The sequence below is a fragment of the Streptomyces sp. 2114.4 genome (genome assembly GCF_900187385.1).
Lineage (GTDB): Bacteria > Actinomycetota > Actinomycetes > Streptomycetales > Streptomycetaceae > Streptomyces > Streptomyces mooreae.
Genome location: NZ_FYEY01000001.1, coordinates 7234641 through 7259719 on the forward strand (window position 1 = coordinate 7234641; position 25079 = coordinate 7259719).

Genomic DNA, 25079 nt, shown 5'->3' on the forward strand with positions numbered 1-25079 from the left:
CATCATTTCGCGATGCTCTTAGGGGGAATCCAATGATCAACATCTTCGTCAAGTCTGCGAGAAGTTGTTCCGTAACATTCGCCGCCTTAGCGTTAACGGGACTGATAACGCCGCACGCAGTTGCCGCTGACGCAAACGTGGAATCAGGGGTGCGGATTTCTACGCAAGCGAAGCCCGAGACGCGTGCAATTGCCGCGAAAGACTCACAGGCCGTGAATTCTGCGGCAAATCTCTGCGGGGCAGGGTACGAACTGTTCATGGCGGAGCGACTTCCGGATGCGACGCGTTTAGGGACCCTCTTCACGTACACCAAGTCCGGATCATCGGGACTTACGAGTTCCTGCGCAGTATTCGACAACAACTCTGGCAGCAGCGTGTACATGAAACTCAAACTCTGCCCGAACAGCACCGACGCCAAGTTGTGCAAAACGGACGAGGGTACGTTCAGTCAGTACGCTGGTCCCGTCCGCGTCACAGGCTCCAACGTTTCCATCCTCTGTTCCAAGGTGACCGCCATCATGAAGTACGAGGGCGGTACGGTCATCAATCGCGTCACGTACGCAGCCCCCTGCAACTGATGGGACAGCGAGCTGCGCACTCCGATGCGAATTCCGTCCGACGTCGGGCCCTGATGGCTGCTGTCGCAGGGTTGGTAGCTATCGCTCTCTTCGTGTTCCGCGATACGGGGATCAACATGCAGCCGGCACCGGAGAAGCAGTCTCCTGGAAAGGCTGGTAGCACTCCCTCCAGTTCTGCGTATCCGCCGGGTACTCCGCGGCCTTCAAAGAGCGCACCCTCAGAAGGCTCCGAACCCAGCGCCTCTCCCGAAAAGCGCGAGTCACGCGAGCCGGAATCGTCGAAAAAGGCTGACGCGAGCTCCGGAGTATCCCAAGCCGTAACTACCAGGGACGGCGTAACCGTAAAACGACCGGTGGCAAAACCGTCCGGCAACGGGATGTGGGTAGCCGTCGACATCGTCAATCAAGGGAAGACGATGGCGACCTACGATGTTGAGATCCGCATCACTGGTCCGCACGGGTTTTCAGCAACCGTACGGGCCACCACGCAAGTACTCGGGCCGGGGGACAAGGCATCTCAGGCGCTTACCGCAATGGATACGTCCGGAGCTCCCGTACCGAAGCAGCCAAAAGTCCAAATCATTGAAGTAGCTCGGACGCCTGCCTAGGTATTTGCCAATGAGTTCGGGAACGGTCCAAGTACGTGCCCAGAAAGGTACGTAGTTCAAGGAGCAGCCGTGGCGTGCAACGTAGATACGTCACGGCGTGAGAAGAAACAGAACCAGGGGGGTAAAAGCAGTGCGGGGAAAGAGATTCAGACGCAGTCGATTACCTGTGACCGTAGGGGTCACACTGGCGCTTACAGCCGGCATCGCCGGCAGCCAGGCTGTTGCCGCAGACAGCCCCGGCGTGCCCAAGAAGGCAGCGCAGGGCTGGAGTGGCAGCCCAGGGGCTAGCGGAACGTCCATGGCCGAGTCAGGTGATAAGCCGCGATCGCTTCCGGTGAAGGAGAGGGCGGCAACGCTCGGTAAGAATTACCGGGCTTCGAAGGACATCGCCTGGACCACCTCGGGGGACGGCACGGGCTTTCACCTCCTGGTTGGTGCTGAGAAGGACGGCTACCGGTGGAGGACGGCCGCGTCACTGTCCGAGACTGGTTTCGACACCGATACCTGGATAGGTAACGCATGTGTGACCGAGTCCGGGAAGCACGCGGCCGTCGCCTACGCTCCACGTACCTTCACGAACAAGCCCGAGATGATGTCGCGAGGCGCGTTCACCGCGGTCGTTGACCTGGAGACCGGAAGAATCACGAAGCTGCCGTTCCAGGCAACGCTCGGTTACTTCTCACCTGGCTGCGGCCAGGGGGAAGACGCGGTGTTCACCGCTCTGACGGACGACACTGCGAAGTCGGCGGAGAGCCGCCTGGTCACTGTCGCCGCTGCGACCGGCAAGGTGAAGTCGAAGGTCTCCGTCGCCGGCCAAGTGACCTCGGCGATCCCCGTCAGAGGGGGGCTGGCGGCGGCGCGCGGCAACCACATCGTCAAGGTGACCGGCGGCAAGGTACGCGAGGTCGCCACGACGAAGGCGTCTCCGTTCCAGCTCAAGGCCGATGCTGACGGCGGTGTGACGTTCATCGACCGCGTGCCCCAGAGAGCCAAGGCTCGCGCTGGCACACAAGAGGCAGCGACCGTCTCTCGAGTGCCTGAGCGCGACTTAGAGAAAGCGAGCGGCAAGGCCCAGCCGACCGCACTCGCCCGGGGCAGCCTGACCGGCTTCGATCTCACCGCGACACCATCCGGCGAGGTGTACATCACCGGCAAGGCAGCCTCCACAACAGGCAGGGCCGGCGGCGTGGTGCACAATCCAGGCGGGCTGGCCAAGGGGGCCCTGGTCTCCAGCCACGGGCAAGCCGCGGTCACATCACGGTGGGCGGATGGGAAAGATTCCCGCATTCGTCCCGAAGAGGCACTCACCCAGCGGACCGTCCGGACCACGCTCAAGACGATCGACACCGGCAAGACCGCAGTCCTGGACGCGGCTCCCGGGGACCTGATCGGCGGTGCCAAGTCCGCGCGCGCGGGAAACGAGACCTCCCCAGTGCTCACTGCTCAGAGCGCGGGCAACGCCGCACGGGTCAGCGGGACCGTCGATGCCGACCGCTACTGCTCCGTGCCGCGCGGCGATGCGAAGAAACAGGCATTCCAGCCCACACCCCGCCAGATCGAGTGGGCCGTGGACCAGGCCGTCGTGGGCAAACTGAACAAGGGAGCCACTCGCGGGGCGAACTGGAAGAACACCGGCATGGCCGCGTATGCCCCCCAGTCACTGTTCCCGCTGACTCCGCTCAAGGGCGGATCGGGCGCGGACTGGCACGTTCCCGCACAGGTAATGCTCGGCGTTACCGCCCAGGAATCGAACATGTGGCAGGCCGCCCGCACCGTCGTCCCCGGCGTCACCGGCAATGCTCTGATCGGCAACTACTACGGCATCAAGTACAGCGCGGACGGCGACCAGAAGGACCCGTGGGCGATCAACTTCGCCGAAGCCGACTGCGGCTACGGCATCACCCAGGTCACCGACGGAATGCGCATGCACGGCAAAGAGAAGAAGGACGAGCATCCCAAGACGACCGTGCAGCAGGAGGCCGTCGCGCTGGACTACGCAGCGAACATCGCCGCCGGCGTGAACATCCTGATCGGGAAGTGGAACGACACCCGCGACGACGGGATGACCATCAACGGGGGCGACCCGAGGTACATCGAAAACTGGTTCTACGCCCTGTGGACCTACAACTCCGGCTATCACCCCAAGTCCACAGCCGGCAGCAACTCCGGTAAGTGGGGCGTGGGCTGGACTAATAACCCGGCCAACCCACTGTGGAAGGAGAACCGCACCCCGTTCCTGGAAAACTCATTCGGCAATGACGACTACTCCCACGCTTCGCATCCCCAGGACTGGCCCTACGAGGAGAAGGTGATCGGCTGGGCCGCACGACCTATCTCCGCAATGTTCGGCCCCGGCGACTTCCAGGCAGGCTACCGACCTTCCTGGTGGGTGAACGTGCAAGAGCGCACCCAGGCAAAGCCGCCGATCGGACTGTTCTGCGACGCCTCCAACACGTGCGACCCCTCCTCGGCCACCGACGACGCCTCCAATGAGACGGGCAAAGGCCCCTGCACGCTGCCTGGCGACCCGGACACGCACAATCCGCTGTACCTGAAGTGCTGGTACACCAAGCCTGCCGCGTGGAAGAAGTGTGACAACGCGGAGTGCGGCAACGCCGTCCACCGGTTTGACGACACCTACCCCGAGCAACCGGACGTCAACTCGTATCCGCCGCGCTGCAACACGGGCTTGCCGGCCGGGTCGCTGATCGTCGACGACCTGCCCAACGGCACGACCCCAGCGGGATCGTCCAACCGCTGTTCAGGAGTCTCCTCCCAGGGGTCCTTCACATTCGACTTCGCGTCGCCATCGGCTCGGATCGACCTGCACCAGCTCGGGGCAGGCAACGGCAACCACTTCTGGTTCTCGCACACTCGTTCCAAGATCAGTCACAGTGACGGATCGCGTCTATACACCAAGGGCACCTGGACCCTCGGTTCGTCCAAGCGCGGTTGGATGCGCGTCTACGCACACCTGCCCGACCATGGTGCTCACACCCGCCAGGCCACGTACACGATTGGTGGGACGGACTCAACCAGCCCCTTCCGGGTACACCCCCAGCGGGTGATGGAAAATAAGTGGGCGGACCTCGGCGTCTTCAACTTCACCGGCACACCGACCGTGTCGCTGGATACGGACACGCAGGACGGCACCGGGGACGAGGACATCGCGTGGGACTCGGTGGCCTTCCAACCGCTCGGTGCGAAGCCGAAGAACTTCGTCGTGGCGATGGGCGACTCCTACTCCTCTGGTGAGGGCGCGACAGCGCCGGGGGGCAAGGACTACTACGCGGAGTCGGATTACTACGACAAAACGCAGCCGAAGACGAAGAACACCTGTCATCGCTCGAAGCTCGCCTGGTCGCGTCAGGCGACTCTGCCGGGCTACAGCAAGTCCATCGGTGCAATGGCTGATGGGCAGGACGCCAACATGGACTACCACTTCGTCGCATGCTCTGGCGCCCGCATCTACAACGTGGTGAGCTTCGGGCAGAACAGTGAACTGCCACAGCTCAAGCAGGGCTACCTCGATCAAAACACCACGCTGGTCACCCTGTCCGTGGGCGGCAACGACGCCCGGTTCACAGACATAGTCACGAAGTGCTTCCTGCCCATGCTGGTGAACTGCCAGGCGAGCTCACTGGACAACGTGAACCCGGACAACGGTGATTCCGTTGATGGCGAAACAGGACGGCTTGACGAGTGGGCTCCGAAGTGGCTCCATGATCAGATCCGGCCGCGCATCACCGCGATGGTGAAGATGATCCACGACAAGGCACCCAACGCGAGGATCGTCCTCATGGGCTACCCGAAGCTCCTGGAGAAAAACGGCTCATGCCTCCCCGCCATCGAGGAAAGCGAGGGGAAGTGGGTCAATGCCGTTGCCGACACCCTTGCCACCGAGATGAAGGGTGCCGTCGACGACGCCAACAGCAAGTACGGTGCGAAGTCGGTCTTCTCCGATCCACGCGCAGCGTTTGCCGGCAAGACAATCTGCGGCGATCCCGAGTCCGTACACGGCATCGTGATTTCAGGGCAGTCGCAAGCGGACAACGAACTACCACAGCCCTCGATGCAGTCGTTCCACCCCAAGCCCGCGGGCGCACGCCTCTACGCAGACTCCCTCGAGAGCACCCTCAAGGGCTAGTAGCACTCGGCCCAGGAACAGTTGGGAACCACGGAAGGATGATGAAGAGACGGTCGTCGAGCCGCTCGAACGAAACGGCAAGATGACCGGCACCACGCTTCTCCTCTAACCGCCCTGAGGCCGTAGGGGTCCTGAGTGCAAATACTCAGGACCCCTGAAACCTCTTTCGAAAGTATGTGCCCTATGACCAGTTCCCGAGCTGCACGGCCCCTCAAAGGTGCGGCAGTCACTGCGTTCGCCATCCTTGTCTGCCACGTCATCCTCAGCGCCGGATATGCCGCCGCGCGGGCCAAGAAGCGGGCAGACCCGAGCAATGCCTGGGCGGATTTCGACGTGCGCCTGGCGACCTTCGCTCTGGGGCTCGTGATCGTGATGCCTCTGATTTTGTGGATAGGCATGCGGATCATGGGAGAGAAGGACAACTACGCGCTCGTCATCGGCGGCAGTCTGGCCTGGCTGTTCGGAGCTGGCTACAATCTCAGTTACATTGAGTACACGCCAAGCGAGCACCTGCCAGTGCCGTTGCTCGTCGCCATGGTGGCTGTCGGGGGACTCCTGTCCGCCGACAACGTGGCGCACCGACTGACGGGGCGTGCGAGGAGCTGAGCGGCGTCGAGGCAAGCTCCTCGGATTCCACCGAAGCGCGGTCGCAGCGGCTGCCGTAGATGGTCGTGTGTGCACGCTGCGAGGTCGCGGAGGATGACGACGGCCTCCTCGTCCTCTGTGGCCGAGCGGTTGCAGGAGCTCACCCCCAGCGCACGCCTCGCGCAGCCAACGGCAAACGCTGATCGTCGGCGTCGGTGGTCACCTCCGCCCAGACGGAGGTGAGCCGCCGTTGAGAGTGCGGCCAACTGCGGTAAGGGGCCCATAAAACGCTGTCGGCGGTGACGCGGGGCGTGTGGCCGCTCCCACGCGTCGCGGATTCGTAGCGCATGGCGCCGATGACCGGATCGCGGCCGGCGGGGGCGAACGGGGCGAGAAAAGCGTCGTGCGGTCACGAGGCCGATAAACCATGCCCTCTGCAGCGGGCGCAAGCCCCTGGCCAGCCGATTTGGGGATGGCTTCCTCAGAAGCCCTAGCCAGCCAGGGACATCCCAGTGACTTTCACGTCTATCCCGGGACGTTTGTGAACTTTCTGCCGTGCAAGCAGGGAAGGCTCCGCCAGCGCTAAAAGGGGCAAACCTGCTGGTCAGGGCCTCCATGTTCAGCACTCGATGATGTTCACCGCCAGCCCGCCCCGGGCGGTCTCCTTGTACTTGAGGTGCACGTGAGGCGCCTCGGATCCGACAGGTGTCACCGAGTATCGTGCGGGTTGCCTTAACGGAGGTTGGCGGATACCAACGTCGACAATCCGAACCGTCAGGTCCGGTTGAGCTTCCAGGGGTGACTTCCCCGCCTCCCGAGGAGCAAGTCTTGTCGTTCGGTCGCTGGCCGAGCCCGTTCTGGTCGCGGGCCGGCGTGTGGGGCCGGCTGCGCGAGGCGATCCTGCACCGGCTCGACGATGCCAGCTTGATCGACGTCTCCCGCGTGGTCTTGGACTCAGCCCACATCAGGGCCCAAAAGGGGGCGAACTCACAGGCCCGTCGCCCGTGGACAGGGGTAAGCCGGGTTCCAAGATGCACATCCTGTCGGGCGCGAACGGACTATCTCGCGAGACTCTAAGACAGGGAAAGCCAAGATAGGTATCCAGATCGATAACGACGCCACCATCACCTCCTTTACTCACCTTCCGGGGCCCGCCCAGAAGTATATTGAGAAATATGTCGGTAACCCACTCACCTATATTGCGGATCGGTTCGATCTTCCACTCAGGACGAAGACGCAGTTCGCATATTGGGAGGAAGAGGTGAACTTGCGATGAAGAAAGCCATTCTGCTGTCCGTACTCTGCGTCGCACTGGCACTCGCCGGTGGGGGATTCCTCCTTTACCGCGCCATCGACTCCGGAGCCATCACCGGAGGCTCGGCCGAACGCACTGAACTAATCGGCTCCTGGCACGCCCCGAATGGAGCCCAAGTGATACTACGCAAAGACGGCACCGCTGAAGGAGTTAAGATTCCTGGCCACTTCTCGGACGACGAGAGGCCACAGAACCCCATCACCGGCGAAGGAAAGTGGACCTTGGAGAAGCGCCGCACCTTCGTAGACCAGGAGATCACTGTCGTACTCAACACCGGACCCGGAAAGCGCTCAACCATCGAATTTCGGATCGTGGACAAGGGAGCCCGGGGTGGCATCTACCGCCCCATTTCCGTGGAGTCCTCAAGTATGTTCGTCTTCAAGAAGTCTTACTAGGGCTTGATCTTGCATAAGGGTCCGCCAGCAAGCCGGCGGACCCTTATGCACCTCGAGGTGCGGCTCTTCGGCGTTCGGTAGGGTCCATCTCACCGCCATCCACGTCGCCATAGTCCAGCAACTCATCGCTGAAGCCGCCGGAACGGCCGCCACCGCGCAAAAGAACGCAGCGGAAGCAAGGGTCGTCGCGGCCAAGGCCAACAACGTCGCAGCTGACGCTGAAAAGTACAGCAAAGAGGCAACGCAGGCGGCCGGCCAGGCGAACGAATACGCCAAGCAAGCCAGCAAGCACGCAGCGGAAGCCGAAGAATCGGCAGCCGCCGCCGCAAAGTCCGCACGCCCCGCCGACGCGGCAGCCAATGCAGCCGAACGCAGGTATCCAGATCGATAACGACGCCACCATCACCTCCTTTACTCACCTTCCGGGGCCCACCCAGAAGTATATTGAGAAATATGTCGGCAACCCACTCACCTATATTGCGGATCGGTTCGATCTTCCGCTCAGGACAAAGCATCAGGCCGTTTATTGGGAGGAAGAGGTGAACTTGCGATGAAAAAAGTCATCATGATTTCCGTGCTCTGCGTCGTACTGGCGCTCGCCGGTGGAGGGTTTCTCCTCTACCGCGTTATTGACTCGGGGTTCTTCACTGGTGCCTCCGCAAAGCGGAGCGAACTGATAGGTACCTGGTCCGGACCTCGGGGGGCACGGGTAACCCTGCATGAAGACGGCACGGCCGAGGCGGTAAAGATTCCAGGTGGCTTGGTCGGCGAGACACCCGTAGGTTCCATCACCGGCGAGGGGACATGGACCCTACCGAAGAGGCCCACCTCCTTGGCGGATCAGCAGATCACTCTCGATCTCAAGACGGGTCCAAAGATCCGCGCGCTCATAGATGACCTTTACGTCATGGGTAAGGGAGCCAAGGACGGAATCTACATCCAAACCTCGGAGGATTCACCGAACAGATTCGTTTTCAAGAAGTCTCCCTAGCGCATGTCGCTGCCGTCGCCTTCAGCTGACGCCATGCACGGCAGTGGTCAGCGATTTCGTGCTGGACATAGGTGACGCAAAGGGAATCGTGAAATACTGGGCTTCGATCTTGCAATAGGATCTGCCAGCCTAATGACAGCCCTCATTGACCTCAATCAAGAAGCATGGAATTTCGGGTTTCTGGCAGGGCGCCGCCTGCGAAAAGCTGGGTTGGCACCGGGGAACGACTGCCCGAACTGCGGTGTCCTGAGGTAATCGAAGCAACGCAAAATCGCCCCGACCTCAACGGCCGGGGCGATTCTTTGGTTGGTCAGAGGAGCGCTCGCAAGGGGTTGACCTTCCCGAGTGGTTCCGGGCGCTCCGGTTCGGGCGTTCGATTCGCTGGGCGGTATGCGTCCGAGCCTGACCACAGTTGACCCTCATGGACTGGGAGGGCTGGGACACCGCCCCCTCTGACTACGACGCCGCGAACATGTATCTGCACTCCCTGCCCGTGCCGGACCTTGCGAACGGGTCCGCAAAGAGTTCTCCCACATCCTGGACACCTCCACCGGCCGAGTCGGCGAGCTGACCGCCTGCACCGAAATCCTCCCGGCAGCACCCCGCGTGCCGTTCTACGCCGATCTGGCCGACGCCGTAAGGGGCCGGGGGAGACCGCCGCCAAGCCCTGGAGGCGGAGGCCCAACGTCTGCGTGTCAAGCCGCTCGGCGCGGTCTACGTGGCACAGCATCCGAGCGCTGTGAAGGCCGCGGTCGCGGTCGACGGGGCCGTCCGCGAAGCCGCCCTGGAAGGGCTCGCCGAGTGGCGCCAGCGCCAGCAGGAGGAACAGGACGCGGCCGACCGGACAGCGGCCCGCCCACCCTCGCCCAGGGCGCCGCCCTCTCACTGGAGGACGCCTGGGTGCTCACCGGCATGCTCGCCGCGGCGGACACCTGGGACGACGCCCTGCTCCAGGCGTATTACGAGCGCCGGATCAACCGCGTCCGCCCCGGTGGTGGAAGCATCGGTGCAGATCGGCCAATGGCAGCTGGACGGCACCCCGGACACGGACATCCCCGGCCTCATTAACCGCACGATGACCATGCTCCGGGAGCCTCTGTGACCCCTTCCCCGCCCACCGTGGACGTTCATGCCCACGTCCTGCTGCCCGAGATCGAGGCCCTGGTGGAAGGAGCTCCGGGCCTGGCCGAGGCGCGGAGCCTGGACGCCCGCCGCAACGGCCCCGCCGCCCTGGCGGTGAGCGGGCCCATGGTCCGCGAACGGGCACCCCGCATGATCGACACCGTCGCCCCGGCGGCGGCTACGGCTTCCGCTTCTTCGACATCGACGGCCGCACCATCGAGGTCTCCGCCGACCTCCAGGCGCGCCGGCACCGCAAGATCGAGGAACGCGAGTCCATTCCGGTCAAGCTCTCCCACGTGGTGCTGAACTCGAACGACATCCACCGCACCCGCACCTGGTACGAGAAGCACCTGGGCTTCCGGCTCTCGGACACCCTCAGCTCGCCGCACATGGGCGAGGTCATGCACTTCATGCGGATCAGCAACCAGCACCACTCGATGTGCCATCGCCAGGGGCCCCCACACCTCACTGCACCGCCTCTCCTTCGAGATGCGCGGCATCGACGAGTACATGCGCGGCTCCGGCCGGGTACTCCGTGCCGGATTCACCAAGGTGTGGGGCCCCGGCCGCCACATGGCCGGCGACAACACCTTCACGTACTTCCTCGACCCGCACGGCAACACCGTCGAATCCACGACGGAGCTGGAGTGCTTGGACGAGGACACCTTGCACCCGCACGTCTACGACTTCTCCCAGCCCGAGGTCACCGACCAGTGGGGCACCGCCAACGCGATGAACGAGATCGTCGCCATGGAGTCGTGCAACGACCCCGACCGCGGCGTCTTCGTCGTCCGGCGGTCTGATCCGAGCCCGCCGCGCGGGCGGGTCCGGGCCAACCCGCAGGAATCCGCCCGCGCCGCCCCACGGAACCACCTTGCCAGGAGCCGACCATGCGCTTCGCCGCCTACACCCACCGACACCACACGCAGGTCGCGGTGGTGGAGAACGACACCCTCTACCCGCTGCCCGGAGTCCGCTCCCTCACCGAGATCATCGACCGCGGCGAGGGACCTGAGGCACTGCTCGACGCCGGAGCGGCCGCACTCGCGCCTTCGCCCACCACCACCAAGCGGCGACCGGCTGCCAGATCACGGCGCAGGGCCACTGCGTCGTCGAGGGTGCGCAGCACATGCACCCCCGCGAGTTCGTCCTGGTCCGGCAGCGTCCGGGGGCGGAGCCCGGTGGCGATGACCAGCGCATCGCCGCGCACCACGCGCCCCGTGGCTGTGGTCACCGCGCGCTCTGCCGCGTCGCAGATGACAGCCGGCTCGGCGCGGATGAACTCCGCGTTCAGCGAGGCGAGATGCTCCGGCGAGCGGAGCTGAGTCCGCGACGTGTCCCAGGCACCGGTCAGTACCTGCTTCGACAACGGAGGGCGGCGCGCTGCACGTGGCCCCCCCCGGGCCACCTGGGACGACCTCGGCGGCATCCTGGCCGCCGACGCCAGCACGCTCAAGCGCCGTTACGACCGGCTGCACCGGGCCCGGATGGTCCGTGCGATCGGGCACGCCTACTGGGGCATGCACTCCACGGCGATGCCGGTCCACGTTTTCCTGGATATTACCGGCGAAACCCCGCTCGCCGTCCTCCACCGGCTCCGTGATCTGCCCCACCTCCAGCTCCTGGCACAGATCTCCGGCGACGCCCCCCTCTACGTCGTCATCCACGCCCCGTCCGAGGCCGCTACCAGCGAGGCGATCGACCGGCTGTACTCCGTCCCCGGCGTCCGCCGCGTCAACGCCCTGCCGGCCCTCAGCACCCTGCGCCGGGGTATGACCTGGGACCCCCAGTTCCTCACCGACACCGAACGCGCCGACCTCCTGAAGCTCACCGGCGCCCGCCGGGAGGGCACCGCGACCGCGACACCCCCGCCAAGCCGCTCACCGAGGCCGAACGCACCGTCGTCGCCCAGCTGATCCAGGACAGCCGCGCATCCGCCGCGAGCATCGCCCGAGCGGCCGGCCTGGCCACCTCCACCGCGCACCGCGTCGTCCGCCGGGTCCTCGACGAGGGATGGGTCAAACCACGCCTGGAGATGGTGTCGGAATGGCTCGGCTTCCAGACCACCTTCCTGCTCCGCCTGCGAGTGGCCCCGGGCGGCACGCCCGACGTCATGCGCCGCATCGACCAGCTCCCCCAGACCCGGCTCGCCGCCCACGTCGCCAGCGACATGTCCGTCCTCGTCATGGGGCTGGTCACCGACCGCGCCGCCCTGGCGCTCTTCATCGACCGCGAGCTGGCCGAGATCCCCGGCATCCTGGCCGTCAGCGTCGACTTCATGCTCGCCGAACCGCGCCGCTACTGGCTGGACCGGGACCTGACCTCTGGTCTCGGCGCCTTCCACGCGCCGACGCTGCTCCAAAGCCCCCACGGCGCCGGCTGACGGTACGGGCCTGAATGCGATCGGACGACCCTACGACGGATGCGGAAAGTGCCTGCTCGGCGTGTGGCGGTTGCCCCGTATGAAGCTGGCCACGTCGTCCCCGGAGCGTCAACGGGAGGATGTGCTGACAGCCGCGGCATCTGGCGGGGGGCACATCATCGGCCGGGCTGACGACTGAGGTATCGGGAGCCACGGGCCCGGTCGCCCTGCCCCAGCTCGGCCCGTGGCTTCGCGACGAGCGGGGGCCGTAGGACGGCCTCGTCGCCGCAGCGGTGACCGGCCCGCTGCAACGGCGTTGAGTGCCTGAACACCGGCTACAAGATGCGCGACGAAGGAAAGCTGCTCGTTGCGTATGAACCAACCGCCTCGGCCGGTCGACATCGGTGGCTACCCGCTCCCGGCTGACCAGCCGGTGGCCATCAGCTACGCAGCCCGCAACAACGGTCCCGCCCTGGGAGCCCACCGGTCGGTGGGTCATCGCGCTCACCTCGCCTGGGGTGCCGGGCAGCACCACCGCTGTCCCGTCCACCTCGCCGCCGAGGCCGCCATCCTCCACCTCCTCGATGTCCTTCCCGGGAGGGACCTCGTTAGCCACCGTGACGACCTCGTCCGGCGTCTCGGCCCCTTCCAGGGCTCCCTCACCGCCCTGCCCGTGATCTTCCCCGCAAGCTGAAAGAGGCAATACCGTGTCGCAACAGCAGATCCTCGTCCTCGACCCCACCGGGGCCGATCCGGACGCCGAGCACCAGGCCCTGCGTGATCGCGGCCCGGCCACGCTGGTGGACATCCTCGGCGTGCGCGCCTGGAGCGTGTCTGACCCGGACCTGCTCAAGCAGCTCCTGACCAGCAAGGACGTCTCCAAAGACGCTCGCGCTCATTGGCCGGACTTCGCCGAGACCGTGCCCACCTGGCCACTGGCCCTGTGGGTGTCCGTCAGCAACATGTTCACCGCCTACGGCAAGGACCACAGCCGCCTGCGCCGCATGGTCGCCCCCACCCTCTCGGCCCGCCGAACCGCCGCCCTCCAGACAGATATCGAGACCCTCGTCAACGCCCTCCTCGACGACCTCGATGCCATTCCGGCCGACGAGACGGTGGACCTGCGAGAGCACCTGGCCTACCCGCTCCCGATCGCTGTCATCGGCCGGCTCATGGGCGTACCTGCCGACCGGCGGCCCGAGTTCCGCACCGTAGTGGACAACGTGTTCGCCACCCATCTCACGGTCAGGGAACAGGTCGCCAACACCGCCACCCTCTACGGCCTGCTGGACGCCCTGATCCAGATCAGGCGCACCGAGCCCGGTGAGGACATGACCTCGTCGCTGATCGCCGCCCGCGACGAGGAGGGCGACGGCGCGGCCCTCAGCAACGCCGAGCTGCGTGACACGCTCCTGCTGATGCTCGCGGCCGGGTACGAGACCACGGTCAACGTCATCGACGCCGCCGTCACCGCTCTGTTGACCGACCCGCAACAGTTGGCTCACGTCCGCTCCGGCCGTTGCACCTGGCAGGACGTCGTCGAGGAGACGCTGCGCCACCAGCCCGCGATCAAGCACCTTCCCCTGCGCTACGCCCTCGCCGGCATCGCGCTCCCCGAGGGACAGACCATCCAGGCCGGAGATGCCATCCTCGCCTCGTATGCCGCCGCCAACCGGCACCCTCGCTGGCACAGGCACGCCGATCGTTTCGACGTCACCCGCCCCAGCAAAGAGCACCTTGCCTTCGGCCACGGCGTCCACTTCTGCCTCGGGGCTCCGCTCGCCCGCCTCGAAGTCGCCACCGTCCTACGACTGCTCTTCGAGCGCTTCCCCGACATCCAACTCGCCGCCGGCCCGCACGAGCTGAAGCGGTTGCCCAGCCTGATCAGCAACGGTCACACCACTGTCCCCGTGCGCCTGCGGTCGGCGCCGGCCCACTGACCGATACCCACGAGGAACCACGCCATGACCGCCCCCGTCCCGGCCCCGCCGCCCACTCCGGCCGAACGCGCATCGCCCCTTGTGAGGGCCGAGCGCATCGGCGACGACGGGGTCGGCATCTCCATGATGCGGCTCCATGATGCGGAGGGAACCGCTTGTCCACGAGCAAACGGTACGGGGTGAGACGCCCCGCCGCGCTTGCGTTGACAGCGAGAAGGCGCCCGCGCCCAGCCGTGACCGTGGGCCGCCGTGGACGACGCGGCCCCCGGCGGTCCGGGCGACGACGGCGCTGACAGGGACCGGGGCCGGGCGGGGTGGCTCGGGGCGTCAGCTGCCGAAGGGGATGTCCCGAGGGGTGGCCATCCGGCGGGTGTCGGGGTGGGCCTTCACGTAGTCCGTGATGTACGACAGCGCCTCCCGCACCGCGCTGTCGTCCGTGCCGCAGCCCTTCGGGCCGCTGACGCCGTCCGGGTAGCACGACATGCGGTTGCCGTAGATCAGGCTGTCCACGGCGGCGCTCCCGTCGGAGGAGTCGAGCAGGGTGGTGGCACGCTCCCTGTCACCCTTGCCCACCGTCCAGCCGACGGTCTGCGCGAGCTCTCCGGCGTCCCGGGCCTTCCTGCCGGCCGCCAGTTCTTCTCGGATGCTGCCGAATTTCAGGGCCATGCTGAACTCGCCCTTGTCCATCACGCGCTGGTTGCCGGGGACGTTCGGTCCGTGCTCGGCGAAGCCGTCCCGGACCTGCGCGTAATCGCCGCTGTAGCTGACCGCTTCCTTGGAGTTCAGGTCAGCGAGGGCGGTCTTCCAGCCGCTGCCGCCCTCCTTGCCGTAGAAGCCGTAGAGCACCCGGATGCCCTTGCTCTCCAGCTTCTGGCGCGCCATGTCCCGCAGCCCGGCCACGGAGCAGTGGCGCCACTTGGGGTCGTTGCTGTCGCACCAGTCGGGGTTCTTCATGTCCAGCCAGACGAAGGAGGCGTGACGCCCTTGCTCATGCTCCTTTGCCACCTGGTCGAACATGGCCGACATGGTGTCCCCGGAGCTGGTGGGAGAGCCGTCGTGGTCGGCCCACCAGCCCTTGCGCCAGGCCGTTGCGTCCATCTCCAGCGCGTTGGCCCCGTTCTTGAGCGCCGTGGTCACCCCGCCCGTGGTCAGCACCCGGTGGGCGATGGCCCAGGTGGGGTGCTGCTCGGTGGCGCTGGGCGCGGTCTCGGAGGACGAGTCCTCCGAGACCGCGCCCATTGCGGCTCCGGTGCCCAGGGTGGCTGCGGAGGCGATCAGAACCAGCGGCAGCAGTATGGCGCGAAGCCGGCGTGGGGAGGCCATCAGGACAGTCCTTTCCGTTGCACGGGCTACACGTGGTGGCTGCCCGTGTGCCGTGTGGTGACTGTCTGCGCTACAGGCAGACGGCGGGCCAACTGCCCGCTGCTGCAGCACTGTACGGCTAAGTTACCCATCAGTAAACAGGCTGCCGTCCGGGCGTGGCCGCCTTGCCCGTCCGAGGTAAGAGGGCGGAAACTTGTCGGCGTTGCCCATGGACCCGCGTCCCCGACGGCGAGCTCGACGACTCGCGACGAGGCGCGTTAGCTGTCGTCGTGCGCCCGCCGGGGGTTACGGGTCGTGTGCCAGCCGTCTTCAGCCGTCTTCCGCTCCAGCGGAGCAATCAGTCACCGGGTACAGGCAAACGCCGACTCCCGCGGCTCCGTCCTGGAAAACCGATGCACCAACCGCTCGTGTACAGCGCCCAGTTCACTGGCCCGCACCTTGACATCAGCAGGTCCCCACCCATGCCCAGACCAACGACCAGCCTGCCCAACCGCCGCGGCAAACGCCGTTGCCGTACTAGGCCTCGGGGCCGAACCGGTCCTTGATCTCCCGCCACTGCTCCGGCCTGGCAGTCCTGAGCCACTGGGACTTCTGCTGCGCTGTGGCCAGGGTGAGCAGCCGGGCGACCGGCTTGTCCTGGTGGCGCGGATGCTGCTCGCGGTACCAGTCCGCGAACGATTCCACGTTGCCGGGACCGGCGACGCGCGTGTTGATGGCCCGCACGGCCTCGCTCCGCCGGGTGCCGAACTCCGACAGCGGATCGGAGATCTCCACCTCGGCCTGCCGCTGCTGCGGGACGTACCGCTTGAGCTGGTCGGGGACGGTACGGAACTCGAACAGTGCCGCGGGGTGATCCGTCTCCCGGCCGTCCTTCGCAGAGGTGACCACGGCGTCGTTGATGCCGTGGCCGGCGACCTCACCGCCGCCCCTGAAGATGTACCGGTGCGCGGCTTGCCACGCCTTCTCGTCACCCCGCGGCGGCATGGTGCGCAGCAGCTCCATGGCGGCGCTCCGGCTGCTGCCGTCGAGAGTGTCCAGCATGTTCTTCGGCCGGGTGCGCGGCAGGATGTGCCACTCGTTCTTCACCTTGGGGTCGGTGAGCCCGAAGGCCAGTGGGTTCCCCTCGGGCTCGTAGTCCTCCATGGGCAGGCGGTACTTGGCGAGCAGACCGGCGGTGAAGTCGATGACGGAGGCCAGGTAGGCGTAGACGCGGGCCACGGAGGCCGGGTCGCCGGGCTGCGCGGACAGTCCAGGCATCCGCTGGGCCGCCTCGGCTGCCAGCTCACGCCTGTACCAGGGGGCGCTCTCCAGCAGTTTCAGCTCGTCGCCGTGCCCGGGCTCGCGCGTGGCCCCGGTGCCGAAGTCCTCGGCGGCGACCCCCATGGTGAGCTGCTGGCCGGCGGGCGGCATCCGCACCGATCCGTCCTCCTCGGCGTGCATGCCGGTGCCGGAGGCGACGACGTGCCGGGCACCGACCACCTCCAGCCGGTACTGGCCGTCCTCGCTGGTCTGTGCCCGCAGTGGCTCGTGAGTGTGGGAGCAGGTGTGCGCGCGAAAGACGTCGAGCAGGAACTGCACCGCGTTGTTGCGCTCCTGGACCTGCCCGTCGTCGATGAGCGAGGGGTAGGTGACCAGCTCCACGGTGTGGATCTGCCACTGCCCGGAGTTGGCCATCGGCAGGTTCTTCGGGTTGGGGTAAGGGCCCTGGACCATATCCTTGGTGACCTGGACGAGAGGCTTGTCGTCCTGAGCCGACCGGACGACGGCGAACGTCCGGCTCGCGTTCATCGGCAGCGCGCAGACGAATCCGCTCAGCTCGCTCTCGGTGCCGAGGGAGGAGCCGGAGAAGCGCTTGCCGAACGGCGGGGCACCCACCCGCTGCACCGGCGTGCCGGCCTGGCCGCCCCTTCCCAGAGCCGCGGTCACCGCGCGGTTGCCCACGGCACCCTGGAGCGTCCTGACCGATTCGGGGGTACGGCGATCGGCGGCCGACGCGTCCAGTCGGGCGGCGTCGGGGGCGACGCGCGCGGGCGCGAGGCGCGGCGCCGGGTGAGGGTGGTCGTGACTCAGCTCGTGCTGCCGCAAGGCGCGCTCCAGGTTCTTCTGGTCACCGGGCCCGATGACATGCAGATACAGACCGCCCCCAGCCTGACGCTCGTCCACGCGCCCGGAAAGGTCCACGAGGGCAGGCCGGGGGCAGGACACGCGTGCCTGGAGGGCAAGCCCGCGTACGACGCGGATCGCGTCGTGGAGCGAGGGCACCTGGCACCTGGCACAGCTGCAGGCCGGACTCACCAGCACCTTCGCTCCGGACGCACAACGTGCCGGCGCCGAACGCCGCCGCCTCTACGCCTCGTCGACGGCCACGCCTCGGCCGCCGGGTATCCGGAGGCCGCCCACCTCCGAGTGCCTGACCCCAAGGCGGGCTACTCGTCGGCCGCCGGCTCATACCTGGACGTACCTCGGTCGGCTGGAGAACAGCTGGCGGCGTCCTTCGGTGGCTCTCTGTCTACTTTGGGCAGAGGCGGGTCGCCCGCAAGGCGTACGGAACCTCGATGCGGGTCTAGGGGAAGACACCCCCTAGAAGGTCGATGAAGATCTTGGTGAGGGGCTGTCCGGCCGTCAGGCCGGACAGCCCCTTCGGTCATGCACCGGCCGGGGCGAGGTGCCAGGTGCCTCGGGTGTGGGTGAGTCCGAGGTTGATCAGTCGGCGGAGGTTGAGGGCGGCGGCCCGGGTGTGGAGCCATGTGTCGTTCTTGATGGTGCCGCGGTAGCGGAGTTTTCGGTTGCCGTGCTGGACGAGCCAGGCGACGGCGCGTTCGACGGGGGGCCGCCAGCGGCGGTAGTCGGCCTGCCAGCCGGGGTCGGTGGCGGTCTGGTGGCGGGCGGCCGCTTGGAGGTTGTGGCCGGGTCGGATGGTCAGGATGCGTCCGGCCCTGGCTTTGGTGCACCGCTCGCGCAGGTGGCATCCGGTGCATAAATCCCTGAAGGAGGCTTTGCGCTGGTGGTGCTGCCCGCCGGGGCCGGACAGGGCCACGGTGTGTCCGGCCGGGCAGGTCACGACGGCGGTGGTGGTGTCGATGGTGAAGTCGTCGAGGGTGAAGCCGCCGGGGACGGCCGGCCGCAGCGGTGCGGGCTTGAGGAACAGCCGGTGCCCGGCCTGGTGCAGGGCCTGGCGGGCGTCGCCGGTGGAATAGGCGGTGTCACCGAAGACGTCCACCGGCGTGTCCTCGTCGGCGAGCAGATCCAGGCCGACGGCGGCCTCGTGGTGCTCGGGCCCGGCGCCGGGCCGCAGGGCGACGGCCGTGTACAACCCGGTCTCGGGCTCGATGGCCAGGTGGGCCTTGAAGCCGTCCTGCTGGTGGGAGCGGGTCTTGTGCACGTGGCGTGCTTCGGGATCGACGGTGGACACGATCCGCTCATGGGCGGTGCCCTGGGTGATGCGCCAGCGTCCGTCACGGCCGTCGGAGTTCTCAGCGGGCTCGACGTCCTGCCCGGCGACCAGGGCCAGGATGCCCACCGCGTTGGCGGCTTTCTCTCCGAGTTGCTGGTCGGGCAGGTGGCCCAGCAGCCGCAGAGCATCGGTGACCAGCGCGTCGACCAGTTCGGTGCGGGCCTGCTCGTCGTTCCAGGCGATGCGGGGCTTGCCCGGGTCGGTGTAGTCATGTGCGGTGCACTGGGCAGCGGCGACCGTGTCGGCGCCGGGGACTTCACGGATCACCGCCCGGACGGCGGCGATGATCTGGGTGACGGTGTCCTGGGTGGCGACCGCGTCGTCCAGCACGGTGGAGTCCAAAGCCCGGCGGTGCTTGCCTTTCAGTACGCCGGTGGCCTTCACGACTTCGCGTACGGCCTCGAAGACGCGGTTGGGGCGGGCGGAACGGGCCAGCCGGCGGCGGAAGTAGGCCAGCAGCGACGGATCGAACGCCATGTCGTGAAGGCCCAGTCCACATGCGGCCTTCCACCGCAGGTCGCACCGCAGTTCCTGGACCGTCTCGAAGTCCGACAGCCCGTGCAGGGCCTGCAGCATGATCGTGGCGGCCAGGATCTGCGGCGGCATGCTCGGCCGTCCGTTCGCCGACGGATACATGTCCGCGAACATCTCAGCCGGGAACAGCTCGCCACGATGCTCGGCCAGGAACGCGAACACACTCCCGGCCGGGATCAGATCCCCGCACGTCTCCCACACGTCCGGCCCGACCATCTCGCCGACCCATTCACCCATCGCCACATGACAAGTCTGGCCCTACCGCTCACGCGGCAGGGCCAGAACCCAAGATCTTCATGAGACTTCTAGCGCAGATGCCGGGCGAAGAACCGGGCCGCGGCGTCCCCCGCGAACTGTGGGACGCCGCTGTGCCCGCCCATGTTGGCGTGCAGTGTTTTCTCCTTGGATCCGAACGCGTCAAACAGGTCCAGGGCTGCCTGCCGGTCGTTCCCTTCGTCGTCCCACTGCAGCAGGACGTGCAGCGGAATGGTGACCCGGCGGGCCTCCTCGAACATGGCGGCGGGCACGAGACTCCCGGCGAACAGAACGGCGGCCGAGATGCGCGGATCGACCACCGCAAGCCGGATGCCGATGGAGATCACTCCCCCCGAGTACCCGACCGGGCCGCCGATCTCGGGCAGCGACAGGAGGGCGTCCAGGGCGGCCTGCCATTCCGGGACCGACTTTTCGACGAGCGGGAGAACGAGGGCGTCGATGATCTCGTCGCCGACCGGCTCGCCGGCCTCCATTGCCCGGCGCAGGTCGGCGCGGGCCTGCTCGTCGGAGGCCCAACGGGGCCGGTCACCGCTCCCGGGGAGCTCGATGGTGGCCGCGGCGAAGCCATCCGCCGCGGCGTGCCGGGCCCGCCCCGCCAGCCGGGGGTACACCTGGCGAAGTCCGAGCGGAGGGGGGCCGAGCAGGATCAGCGGCGCCGGCGCCGGCGCGGATGCGGGCGTCCACAGGATGCCAGGGATCTCGCCGAGGGTGAATTCGCGTTCGAGGACGCCGTCGTCGAGGCGGCGTTCAGAAGTGAAGTGCATGGTCGTGCCTTTCGGGAGTGCACTGGAACGGCGCTCCCGGACGAACTATCGCCCGACCGTGACCTTGGAGGGGAGCACCCATGTCGATACTGCGTTCACGGGTACCACCTCCTCGTTCTCTCGCACGGCCTCCGGGAGATTAGCAACGGTCGCCGTGGCCCCGCCAACGGGTTTTGCGGCGGCCCAGGGGCCGAGCGCTTCTATGACATCGCGACACCAGCCGGGTGCCGGCGCGCACCGTCCTTCCGCGATCCGCGCCTTGCTCGCCGGGGCCAGTACGGGCCACGGCACGGGACCCGCCGTGAGGTAAAGGAGCGGGGATGGGGGAAAAGTGGCTGATGCAAGGGCGAGTTGAGGGCCCCTCGAAACAGACTCTTCGAGGGGGAGCAGGACTTCGGGCAGGAGGCACCGTTATGCGCATCCCCGGACCCGAGCACCAGGAGGACGGCGGGCTGAGCGCCGTTGCGGCTGCGGGCGGGCTGCACCGGTACCAGTTACGCCTGCACGAGGCGCACGGACCCGTCGTGCGCTTCCAGCTGCCGGGCGCGGACACGGCCGTGTCGATCGCCGATCCCGTGCTTCTGGAGGCCACGGCGCACATCGACACGCGGCCCGAGGGACTGTTCGCGTTCCTGGACCCGCTGTGCGAGGCAGGCAACCTGCAAGTGCTCCCCGCCGACGAGCACACCCCCTGGCGCCGACTGCTGCTCTCGGTGCTCGCCGGACGGCCGGCTCATGAGCGGAACTCCGCGCGCTTCACCGGGCTGGCGCGGGAGCTCGCGGACCGTTGGGCGGAGCAGGGGGACGCTGAATCCATCGAGCTGCAACAGGAGTTGACGACGCTGTCGCTCCGTATGATCTGCGGGTTCGCGCTCGGCGGCGCGGAAACCGACACGGACCGTGTCGTCGCCGCGTTCGAGGAAGTGCTCACCGAGCACCTCGGGCGGCTCTACCAGGTGCCACGGGCCGACCCGCGCTCGGCGGAGCGGGCCGAGGCGGCCCTTGTCTATCTGCGCGCGACGGTCGACCGCGTGGTGGCGGCGCACCGTTCGGGCGGCCGCACCGACCGCAGCGACCTGATCGGGGCGCTCGTGGAGGCCGGTCAGAGTCCGGCGCGGATCAGGGATACCGTGATGATGACGCTGCTCGCCGCCCACCACACCACCGGCGTCGCCGTCTCGTGGACGCTGCACCTGCTGGGTCGTCATCCCGACGTGGCCGATCGCGTCGCCGCCGAACTGGACCAGGTGCTGGGCGAGCGCGCCACGCCCGATTACGGTGATCTGCGGCGGCTCACGTATCTGGACATGGTGCTCAAGGAGTCGATGCGCCTGTTCCCTCCCGGCCCGTACGGCGCACGTGAGACGACCGAGGGCCTGCTGCTCGGCCCGTATGAGATCCCGGCCGGGACGACGGTGTTCTATCCGTTCTGGGCGGTGCACCTGAACCCTGAGCACTGGCCCGAGCCGGAGCGGTTCGACCCCGAGCGGTTCACGCCGCAGGAGGTGGCCAAGCGGCCACGCCTCGCGTACGTCCCCTTCGGGATCGGGCCACGCAGCTGCGAGGGTGCCGCTTTGGCCACGGTCGAGGCCCAGCTTGTCCTGGCCGTCCTCCTCAAGCGCCTGCGTTTCCGGCCCGCGCCGGGGCACGAAGTGACGCCGGTGGAACGGTTCGTGCTGTGGGCACGGGACGGAATCCGGATGACGGTGCGGCCACGGGGCCTCTAGGTGTGTTGTCCGGAGAGGTGGGTGACGTGATGCGGCACCCGCTCGACACCATCACCAGCGCACCCCTGTCGCGGATCCCCACCGTCGAGATCACCGGCCTCTGATGCCTCCGAAAATCCCCGGCTCTGTTCGTGCTCCCCAGCCGGTTCGGATTCATGCGGCGCTGGGGCTCAGTGAACGGAGAGCCCGCCATCGACGAAGATCGCCTGCCCGGTGACATAGCCAGACCCGCGGCCGGCCAGGAACACTGCCGCTCCGGCGAAGTCCTCGGCCAGACCGTTGCGCCCGACCATCGTCCGCTCGGCCAGCGCCGCCACCTTCTCCGGGTCGGACGACAACCGCACATTGAGCGGGGTCATGACGAAGCCGGGCACCAGCGTGTTGCAAGTGACACCGTGGGGCGACCATGCCTCAGCCTGAGAGCGGGCCAGCGACTCCAGCGCCCCCTTCGAGACCCCGTAAGCCCCACTCTGGACAAACGCCCGGTGGGCCTGCTGGGAGGTGATGTGGATGATCCGCCCGAAGCCCCGCTCGGCCATGCCGGGTCCGAACCGCTGGCCCAACAAGTAGGGCGCCTCCAGATTCACCGCCATCGTGACGTCCCACACCTCCTCGCCCAGCTCGCCCATCGGCGGCCTCAGGTTGATCCCGGCGCTGCTGACGAGGATGTCGGGCTCGCCGAACACGGCGGCTGCCTGCTCCGCCGCCGCGCGCACCCCGTCGCGGGTGCTCAGGTCAGCGCTCACCCAGGCCGCCCGGCAGTCGTCCGCCTCCAACTCGTCAACCGTGGCGGCCAGTTCCGACTCCCTACGCGCCACGATCACCACGCTCGCCCCCGCTCGCGCGAGAGCCCCGGCGATGGCCCGGCCGATGCCGGAACTGCCGCCCGTCACCACGGCGACCCGGCCATCCAGCGAGAACAGTTCGGAAAGGTAGCTACGCGAGGTCATGCCCGCACCCTAGACGGCGCGTCCACGGCGTCAGCGCCCAGGACGGAACGCATCGGACGGAAAGATCAACTGAGCGGTCTGGCCGTCCCCTGAGCGGCGAATCCCGCACTGCCCCGCACACGGTCTCCCACTCCGACTTCGGTCTTCATCGCTGATGAAACACCGAGGACAGCCGCCACCATGACCACCGCATAATCAAAACCGGGTCCTCACGAACCGCGCCTGTCAGGGACACGGACCAAGAGGGCCCGGTACCACTCAAGCCATCGACAACCGGCCCCTCGCGGTCACGGACACTCCCGCCCACACCGCCCCGGCCCGAAGTCACCCGATCGAGGTGGCTCTCATTCTCATTGCCGATCACGGGCCTGTGCGGTGCTCCACCCCCTTCACAGATGGAGCAATGTGGCTCTCCATCTCGCTGTCCTGCTGGCTCTACTTCACCCTGTCGAAAACAGGTGGCCGATGATTGCCCAGGCGGCGGCTTCGCAGGGGGAGTGGAAGCACACCGGGCGCAGCCCCGGGTGGTCCGCCATGAGCCCGGCCACCACGGGGTCCGTGGCAAGGCCGGGGAATCCGGTGGCGTCGACGTCGAGCGAGAGGATGCCGGCGAGTTGGGCTCGCACGTCCCTTTCGGCCGCTGCCTCTGCGGTCGCTGTCTTCGCCCGGTTTGGGGTGCCGGGATGCACGGTGAATTCGGCCCGGACCGTTCCCGTGCCGCCGTCTGCCCTCACCTCCTGCCGGATGCCGGCCGCGACGACCGGGACGCCGTCGTCGGCGGGGAAGGCCAGGCGGAGCATTCCGTCCGCCGGGTGGTGGTGGCTCGCGGGGCCGAAGCCCTCCAGGAACCGGATGCCGGAGGCGAGCGAGAAGGGCCCGGCCGGGGTGAGGGTGACGGCGGGCAACGGTCAGCCTCCGTGTGCGGTGAGGGTGTAGCCCTCGGGGCCCTCGAAGGAGAACATCGGCCCGAAGGGGCTGTCCGTGATCGGGGTGAGGATCTTGATCCCGGCGGCGGTGAGCTGGTCGTGGAGCTGGTGGGCGTCGGAGGTCCGGAACCAGAGCACCGTGCCGAGTCCCGGCCGTGCGGCGTCGGCGAGGTCGACGCCCGGCAGGAGCTCGCGGACGGCGAAGGGGGTCGGCTTGGTGTCGAAGACGACCGCGTGGGGCGGCGAGACCGCGGCCCGGCGCAGACCGAGGTGCTGCTCGCAGAAGTCCGCTGCCGCGTCCAGGTCCCGCACTTGCAGGGCGACGAAGTCGGGGCCGTCGATGGTGACAGTCATGGGTCTCCTCGAAGTTCAATGTCAGGACTTTGACATGCCCAAGGTTAAGTCGACCGCATCAGGTATGTCAAAATGCTTACATGCTGGAGAATGTGTCGGCCGAACGGTCCCACCCCACGAAAGACGTCACTCACCACGTGGGATACCTGCTCAAACGCACCCAGGCCGCCCTCCGTGGGGCCATGGACAAAGTCCTCCGCGAGCACGGCCTGACCGTGCCGCAGTACGCCACCCTCGAACTCCTGGCCCTGCACCCCGGCATGTCCAACGCCGACCTCGCCCGCGCGACCTTCGTCACCCGGCAATCCGGGAACGTCGTTCTGCGGGGCCTGCAGGAAGCGGGGCTGATCACCCGCCCCGCCACCGCCGACCACGGCCGCGCCCGGCCCGCCCGCCTCACCGAGGAGGGCACCGCGCGTCTGGTCGCGGTCCAGGCCGCCGTCTACGCCGTCGAAGAGCGCATGGTCGAAGCGATCCCGACGCGGCGCCTGGCAGCGCTCCTCGCCGACCTCGACCGCATGGCGGCAGCACTGGAGGAATGACCCCACTCCCGGCTCGGTGAACTCCGCCAGGCCGCCCCGGAGAAACTGCTCGCCGACCTGGCAGGGGCGCGACTGGCCTCGGTGTGCCGTGTCCGGCGTTTCTCACTGCTTGCGGGTGAACCACGAGGCCACGCCCTCGTGCCGACCGGAACTGGACGATCGCGCCCGTTATTGTCCGTTCTCGTG

Annotated in this window: 17 protein-coding genes and 6 pseudogenes; 14 read left to right on the forward strand and 9 right to left on the reverse strand. The window is 67.2% G+C overall.

What is annotated here, in order from left to right; translation table 11 throughout:
* Positions 1-32 precede the first annotated feature (32 nt).
* The 9 genes and pseudogenes from CFW40_RS36800 to CFW40_RS31930 form a co-directional block, all read left to right on the forward strand.
* Entirely contained in the window at positions 33-578 is a 546-nt protein-coding gene (locus CFW40_RS36800) for a hypothetical protein (RefSeq protein WP_143034521.1), read from the forward strand.
* Between the two features lie 906 nt (positions 579-1484).
* On the forward strand, positions 1485-5333 hold the full coding sequence (locus tag CFW40_RS31905; RefSeq protein ID WP_176960243.1) for an SGNH/GDSL hydrolase family protein: 3849 nt from the start codon (positions 1485-1487) through the stop codon (positions 5331-5333).
* Between the two features lie 183 nt (positions 5334-5516).
* Positions 5517-5939: a hypothetical protein gene (locus CFW40_RS31910; protein WP_088801221.1), complete on the forward strand. Its 423-nt coding sequence runs from the start codon at positions 5517-5519 to the stop codon at positions 5937-5939.
* 837 nt (positions 5940-6776) lie between these two features.
* A pseudogene (locus CFW40_RS31915) lies at positions 6777-6979 on the forward strand (IS5/IS1182 family transposase); the annotation flags it as partial.
* 211 nt (positions 6980-7190) lie between these two features.
* Entirely contained in the window at positions 7191-7628 is a 438-nt protein-coding gene (locus tag CFW40_RS36805) for a hypothetical protein (protein WP_143034520.1), read from the forward strand.
* 550 nt (positions 7629-8178) lie between these two features.
* The gene (locus CFW40_RS31920) at positions 8179-8619 is read left to right on the forward strand and encodes a hypothetical protein (protein ID WP_088801222.1); all 441 of its coding nucleotides are present in this window, start codon (positions 8179-8181) and stop codon (positions 8617-8619) included.
* Between the two features lie 852 nt (positions 8620-9471).
* Positions 9472-9721: pseudogene (locus tag CFW40_RS38485) on the forward strand (2-polyprenyl-6-methoxyphenol hydroxylase); the annotation flags it as partial.
* Positions 9718-9966, forward strand: a pseudogene (locus tag CFW40_RS39045) (amidohydrolase); the annotation flags it as partial. The pseudogenes CFW40_RS38485 and CFW40_RS39045, both read left to right, overlap by 4 nt.
* Positions 9909-10530: pseudogene (locus CFW40_RS31930) on the forward strand (VOC family protein); the annotation flags it as partial. The pseudogenes CFW40_RS39045 and CFW40_RS31930, both read left to right, overlap by 58 nt.
* A 166-nt stretch (positions 10531-10696) precedes the next feature.
* On the opposite strand, the gene CFW40_RS31935 reads toward CFW40_RS31930, so the two are convergent.
* The gene (locus CFW40_RS31935; protein WP_119203828.1) at positions 10697-11110 is read right to left on the reverse strand and encodes an FAD-dependent oxidoreductase; all 414 of its coding nucleotides are present in this window, start codon (positions 11108-11110) and stop codon (positions 10697-10699) included.
* A 14-nt stretch (positions 11111-11124) separates the two neighbouring features.
* Here CFW40_RS31935 and CFW40_RS38780 point away from each other — a divergent pair.
* From CFW40_RS38780 to CFW40_RS31955, 3 genes and pseudogenes are all read left to right on the forward strand, one after another.
* A pseudogene (locus tag CFW40_RS38780) lies at positions 11125-12124 on the forward strand (winged helix-turn-helix transcriptional regulator).
* A 352-nt stretch (positions 12125-12476) separates the two neighbouring features.
* Entirely contained in the window at positions 12477-12797 is a 321-nt protein-coding gene (locus tag CFW40_RS31950; protein WP_176956316.1) for a hypothetical protein, read from the forward strand.
* A gap of 13 nt (positions 12798-12810) precedes the next feature.
* A complete protein-coding gene (locus tag CFW40_RS31955; protein WP_088801223.1) occupies positions 12811-14043 on the forward strand; it encodes a cytochrome P450 in 1233 nt (410 codons plus the stop codon).
* A gap of 327 nt (positions 14044-14370) precedes the next feature.
* Here CFW40_RS31955 and CFW40_RS31960 read toward each other — a convergent pair whose 3' ends face one another.
* The 5 genes and pseudogenes from CFW40_RS31960 to CFW40_RS31975 form a co-directional block, all read right to left on the reverse strand.
* The gene (locus CFW40_RS31960) at positions 14371-15366 is read right to left on the reverse strand and encodes a phospholipase (protein WP_088801224.1); all 996 of its coding nucleotides are present in this window, start codon (positions 15364-15366) and stop codon (positions 14371-14373) included.
* A gap of 269 nt (positions 15367-15635) precedes the next feature.
* A pseudogene (locus CFW40_RS39050) lies at positions 15636-15829 on the reverse strand (IS701 family transposase); the annotation flags it as partial.
* 53 nt (positions 15830-15882) lie between these two features.
* Positions 15883-17529 (reverse strand): actin cross-linking domain-containing toxin, encoded by a 1647-nt coding sequence (locus CFW40_RS31965; protein ID WP_088801225.1) that lies wholly within the window; start codon positions 17527-17529, stop codon positions 15883-15885.
* 481 nt (positions 17530-18010) lie between these two features.
* Complete coding sequence (locus CFW40_RS31970) at positions 18011-19591, reverse strand: IS1182 family transposase (RefSeq protein WP_088798548.1); 1581 nt, start codon at positions 19589-19591, stop codon at positions 18011-18013.
* Positions 19592-19659: 68 nt separating this feature from the next.
* Positions 19660-20394 (reverse strand): alpha/beta hydrolase, encoded by a 735-nt coding sequence (locus CFW40_RS31975; protein ID WP_088801226.1) that lies wholly within the window; start codon positions 20392-20394, stop codon positions 19660-19662.
* 413 nt (positions 20395-20807) lie between these two features.
* Here CFW40_RS31975 and CFW40_RS31980 point away from each other — a divergent pair, with 413 nt between their 5' ends.
* The gene (locus CFW40_RS31980; protein ID WP_088801227.1) at positions 20808-22121 is read left to right on the forward strand and encodes a cytochrome P450; all 1314 of its coding nucleotides are present in this window, start codon (positions 20808-20810) and stop codon (positions 22119-22121) included.
* A 170-nt stretch (positions 22122-22291) separates the two neighbouring features.
* Here CFW40_RS31980 and CFW40_RS31985 read toward each other — a convergent pair whose 3' ends face one another.
* The 3 genes from CFW40_RS31985 to CFW40_RS31995 all read right to left on the reverse strand — a co-directional run bounded on the left by CFW40_RS31985 (position 22292) and on the right by CFW40_RS31995 (position 24351).
* Positions 22292-23071: an SDR family NAD(P)-dependent oxidoreductase gene (locus tag CFW40_RS31985; RefSeq protein WP_088801228.1), complete on the reverse strand. Its 780-nt coding sequence runs from the start codon at positions 23069-23071 to the stop codon at positions 22292-22294.
* A 440-nt stretch (positions 23072-23511) separates the two neighbouring features.
* On the reverse strand, positions 23512-23976 hold the full coding sequence (locus tag CFW40_RS31990) for a hypothetical protein (RefSeq protein ID WP_176956315.1): 465 nt from the start codon (positions 23974-23976) through the stop codon (positions 23512-23514).
* Between the two features lie 3 nt (positions 23977-23979).
* Positions 23980-24351 carry a VOC family protein gene (locus tag CFW40_RS31995; protein WP_088801229.1) on the reverse strand — a complete coding sequence of 124 codons (372 nt, stop codon included), beginning with the start codon at positions 24349-24351 and terminating at the stop codon, positions 23980-23982.
* Between the two features lie 80 nt (positions 24352-24431).
* On the opposite strand from CFW40_RS31995, the gene CFW40_RS32000 reads away from it, so the two are divergent.
* Complete coding sequence (locus CFW40_RS32000) at positions 24432-24893, forward strand: MarR family winged helix-turn-helix transcriptional regulator (protein ID WP_088801230.1); 462 nt, start codon at positions 24432-24434, stop codon at positions 24891-24893.
* The last annotated feature ends 186 nt before the right edge of the window (positions 24894-25079 follow it).

Excerpts from the sequence above, each read along its gene's own strand:
- CFW40_RS36800 (WP_143034521.1), top strand. The coding sequence starts at position 33 with ATGATCAACATCTTCGTCAAGTCTGCGAGAAGTTGTTCCGTAACATTC.
- CFW40_RS31970 (WP_088798548.1), bottom strand. The coding sequence starts at position 19,591 with ATGGGTGAATGGGTCGGCGAGATGGTCGGGCCGGACGTGTGGGAGACG.
- CFW40_RS31995 (WP_088801229.1), bottom strand. The coding sequence starts at position 24,351 with ATGACTGTCACCATCGACGGCCCCGACTTCGTCGCCCTGCAAGTGCGG.
- CFW40_RS31950 (WP_176956316.1), top strand. The coding sequence starts at position 12,477 with ATGAACCAACCGCCTCGGCCGGTCGACATCGGTGGCTACCCGCTCCCG.
- CFW40_RS32000 (WP_088801230.1), top strand. The coding sequence starts at position 24,432 with ATGCTGGAGAATGTGTCGGCCGAACGGTCCCACCCCACGAAAGACGTC.
- CFW40_RS31920 (WP_088801222.1), top strand. The coding sequence starts at position 8,179 with ATGAAAAAAGTCATCATGATTTCCGTGCTCTGCGTCGTACTGGCGCTC.
- CFW40_RS31960 (WP_088801224.1), bottom strand. The coding sequence starts at position 15,366 with ATGGCCTCCCCACGCCGGCTTCGCGCCATACTGCTGCCGCTGGTTCTG.
- CFW40_RS31975 (WP_088801226.1), bottom strand. The coding sequence starts at position 20,394 with ATGCACTTCACTTCTGAACGCCGCCTCGACGACGGCGTCCTCGAACGC.
- CFW40_RS36805 (WP_143034520.1), top strand. The coding sequence starts at position 7,191 with ATGAAGAAAGCCATTCTGCTGTCCGTACTCTGCGTCGCACTGGCACTC.
- CFW40_RS31905 (WP_176960243.1), top strand. The coding sequence starts at position 1,485 with ATGGCCGAGTCAGGTGATAAGCCGCGATCGCTTCCGGTGAAGGAGAGG.
- CFW40_RS31910 (WP_088801221.1), top strand. The coding sequence starts at position 5,517 with ATGACCAGTTCCCGAGCTGCACGGCCCCTCAAAGGTGCGGCAGTCACT.
- CFW40_RS31980 (WP_088801227.1), top strand. The coding sequence starts at position 20,808 with ATGCGCATCCCCGGACCCGAGCACCAGGAGGACGGCGGGCTGAGCGCC.
- CFW40_RS31985 (WP_088801228.1), bottom strand. The coding sequence starts at position 23,071 with ATGACCTCGCGTAGCTACCTTTCCGAACTGTTCTCGCTGGATGGCCGG.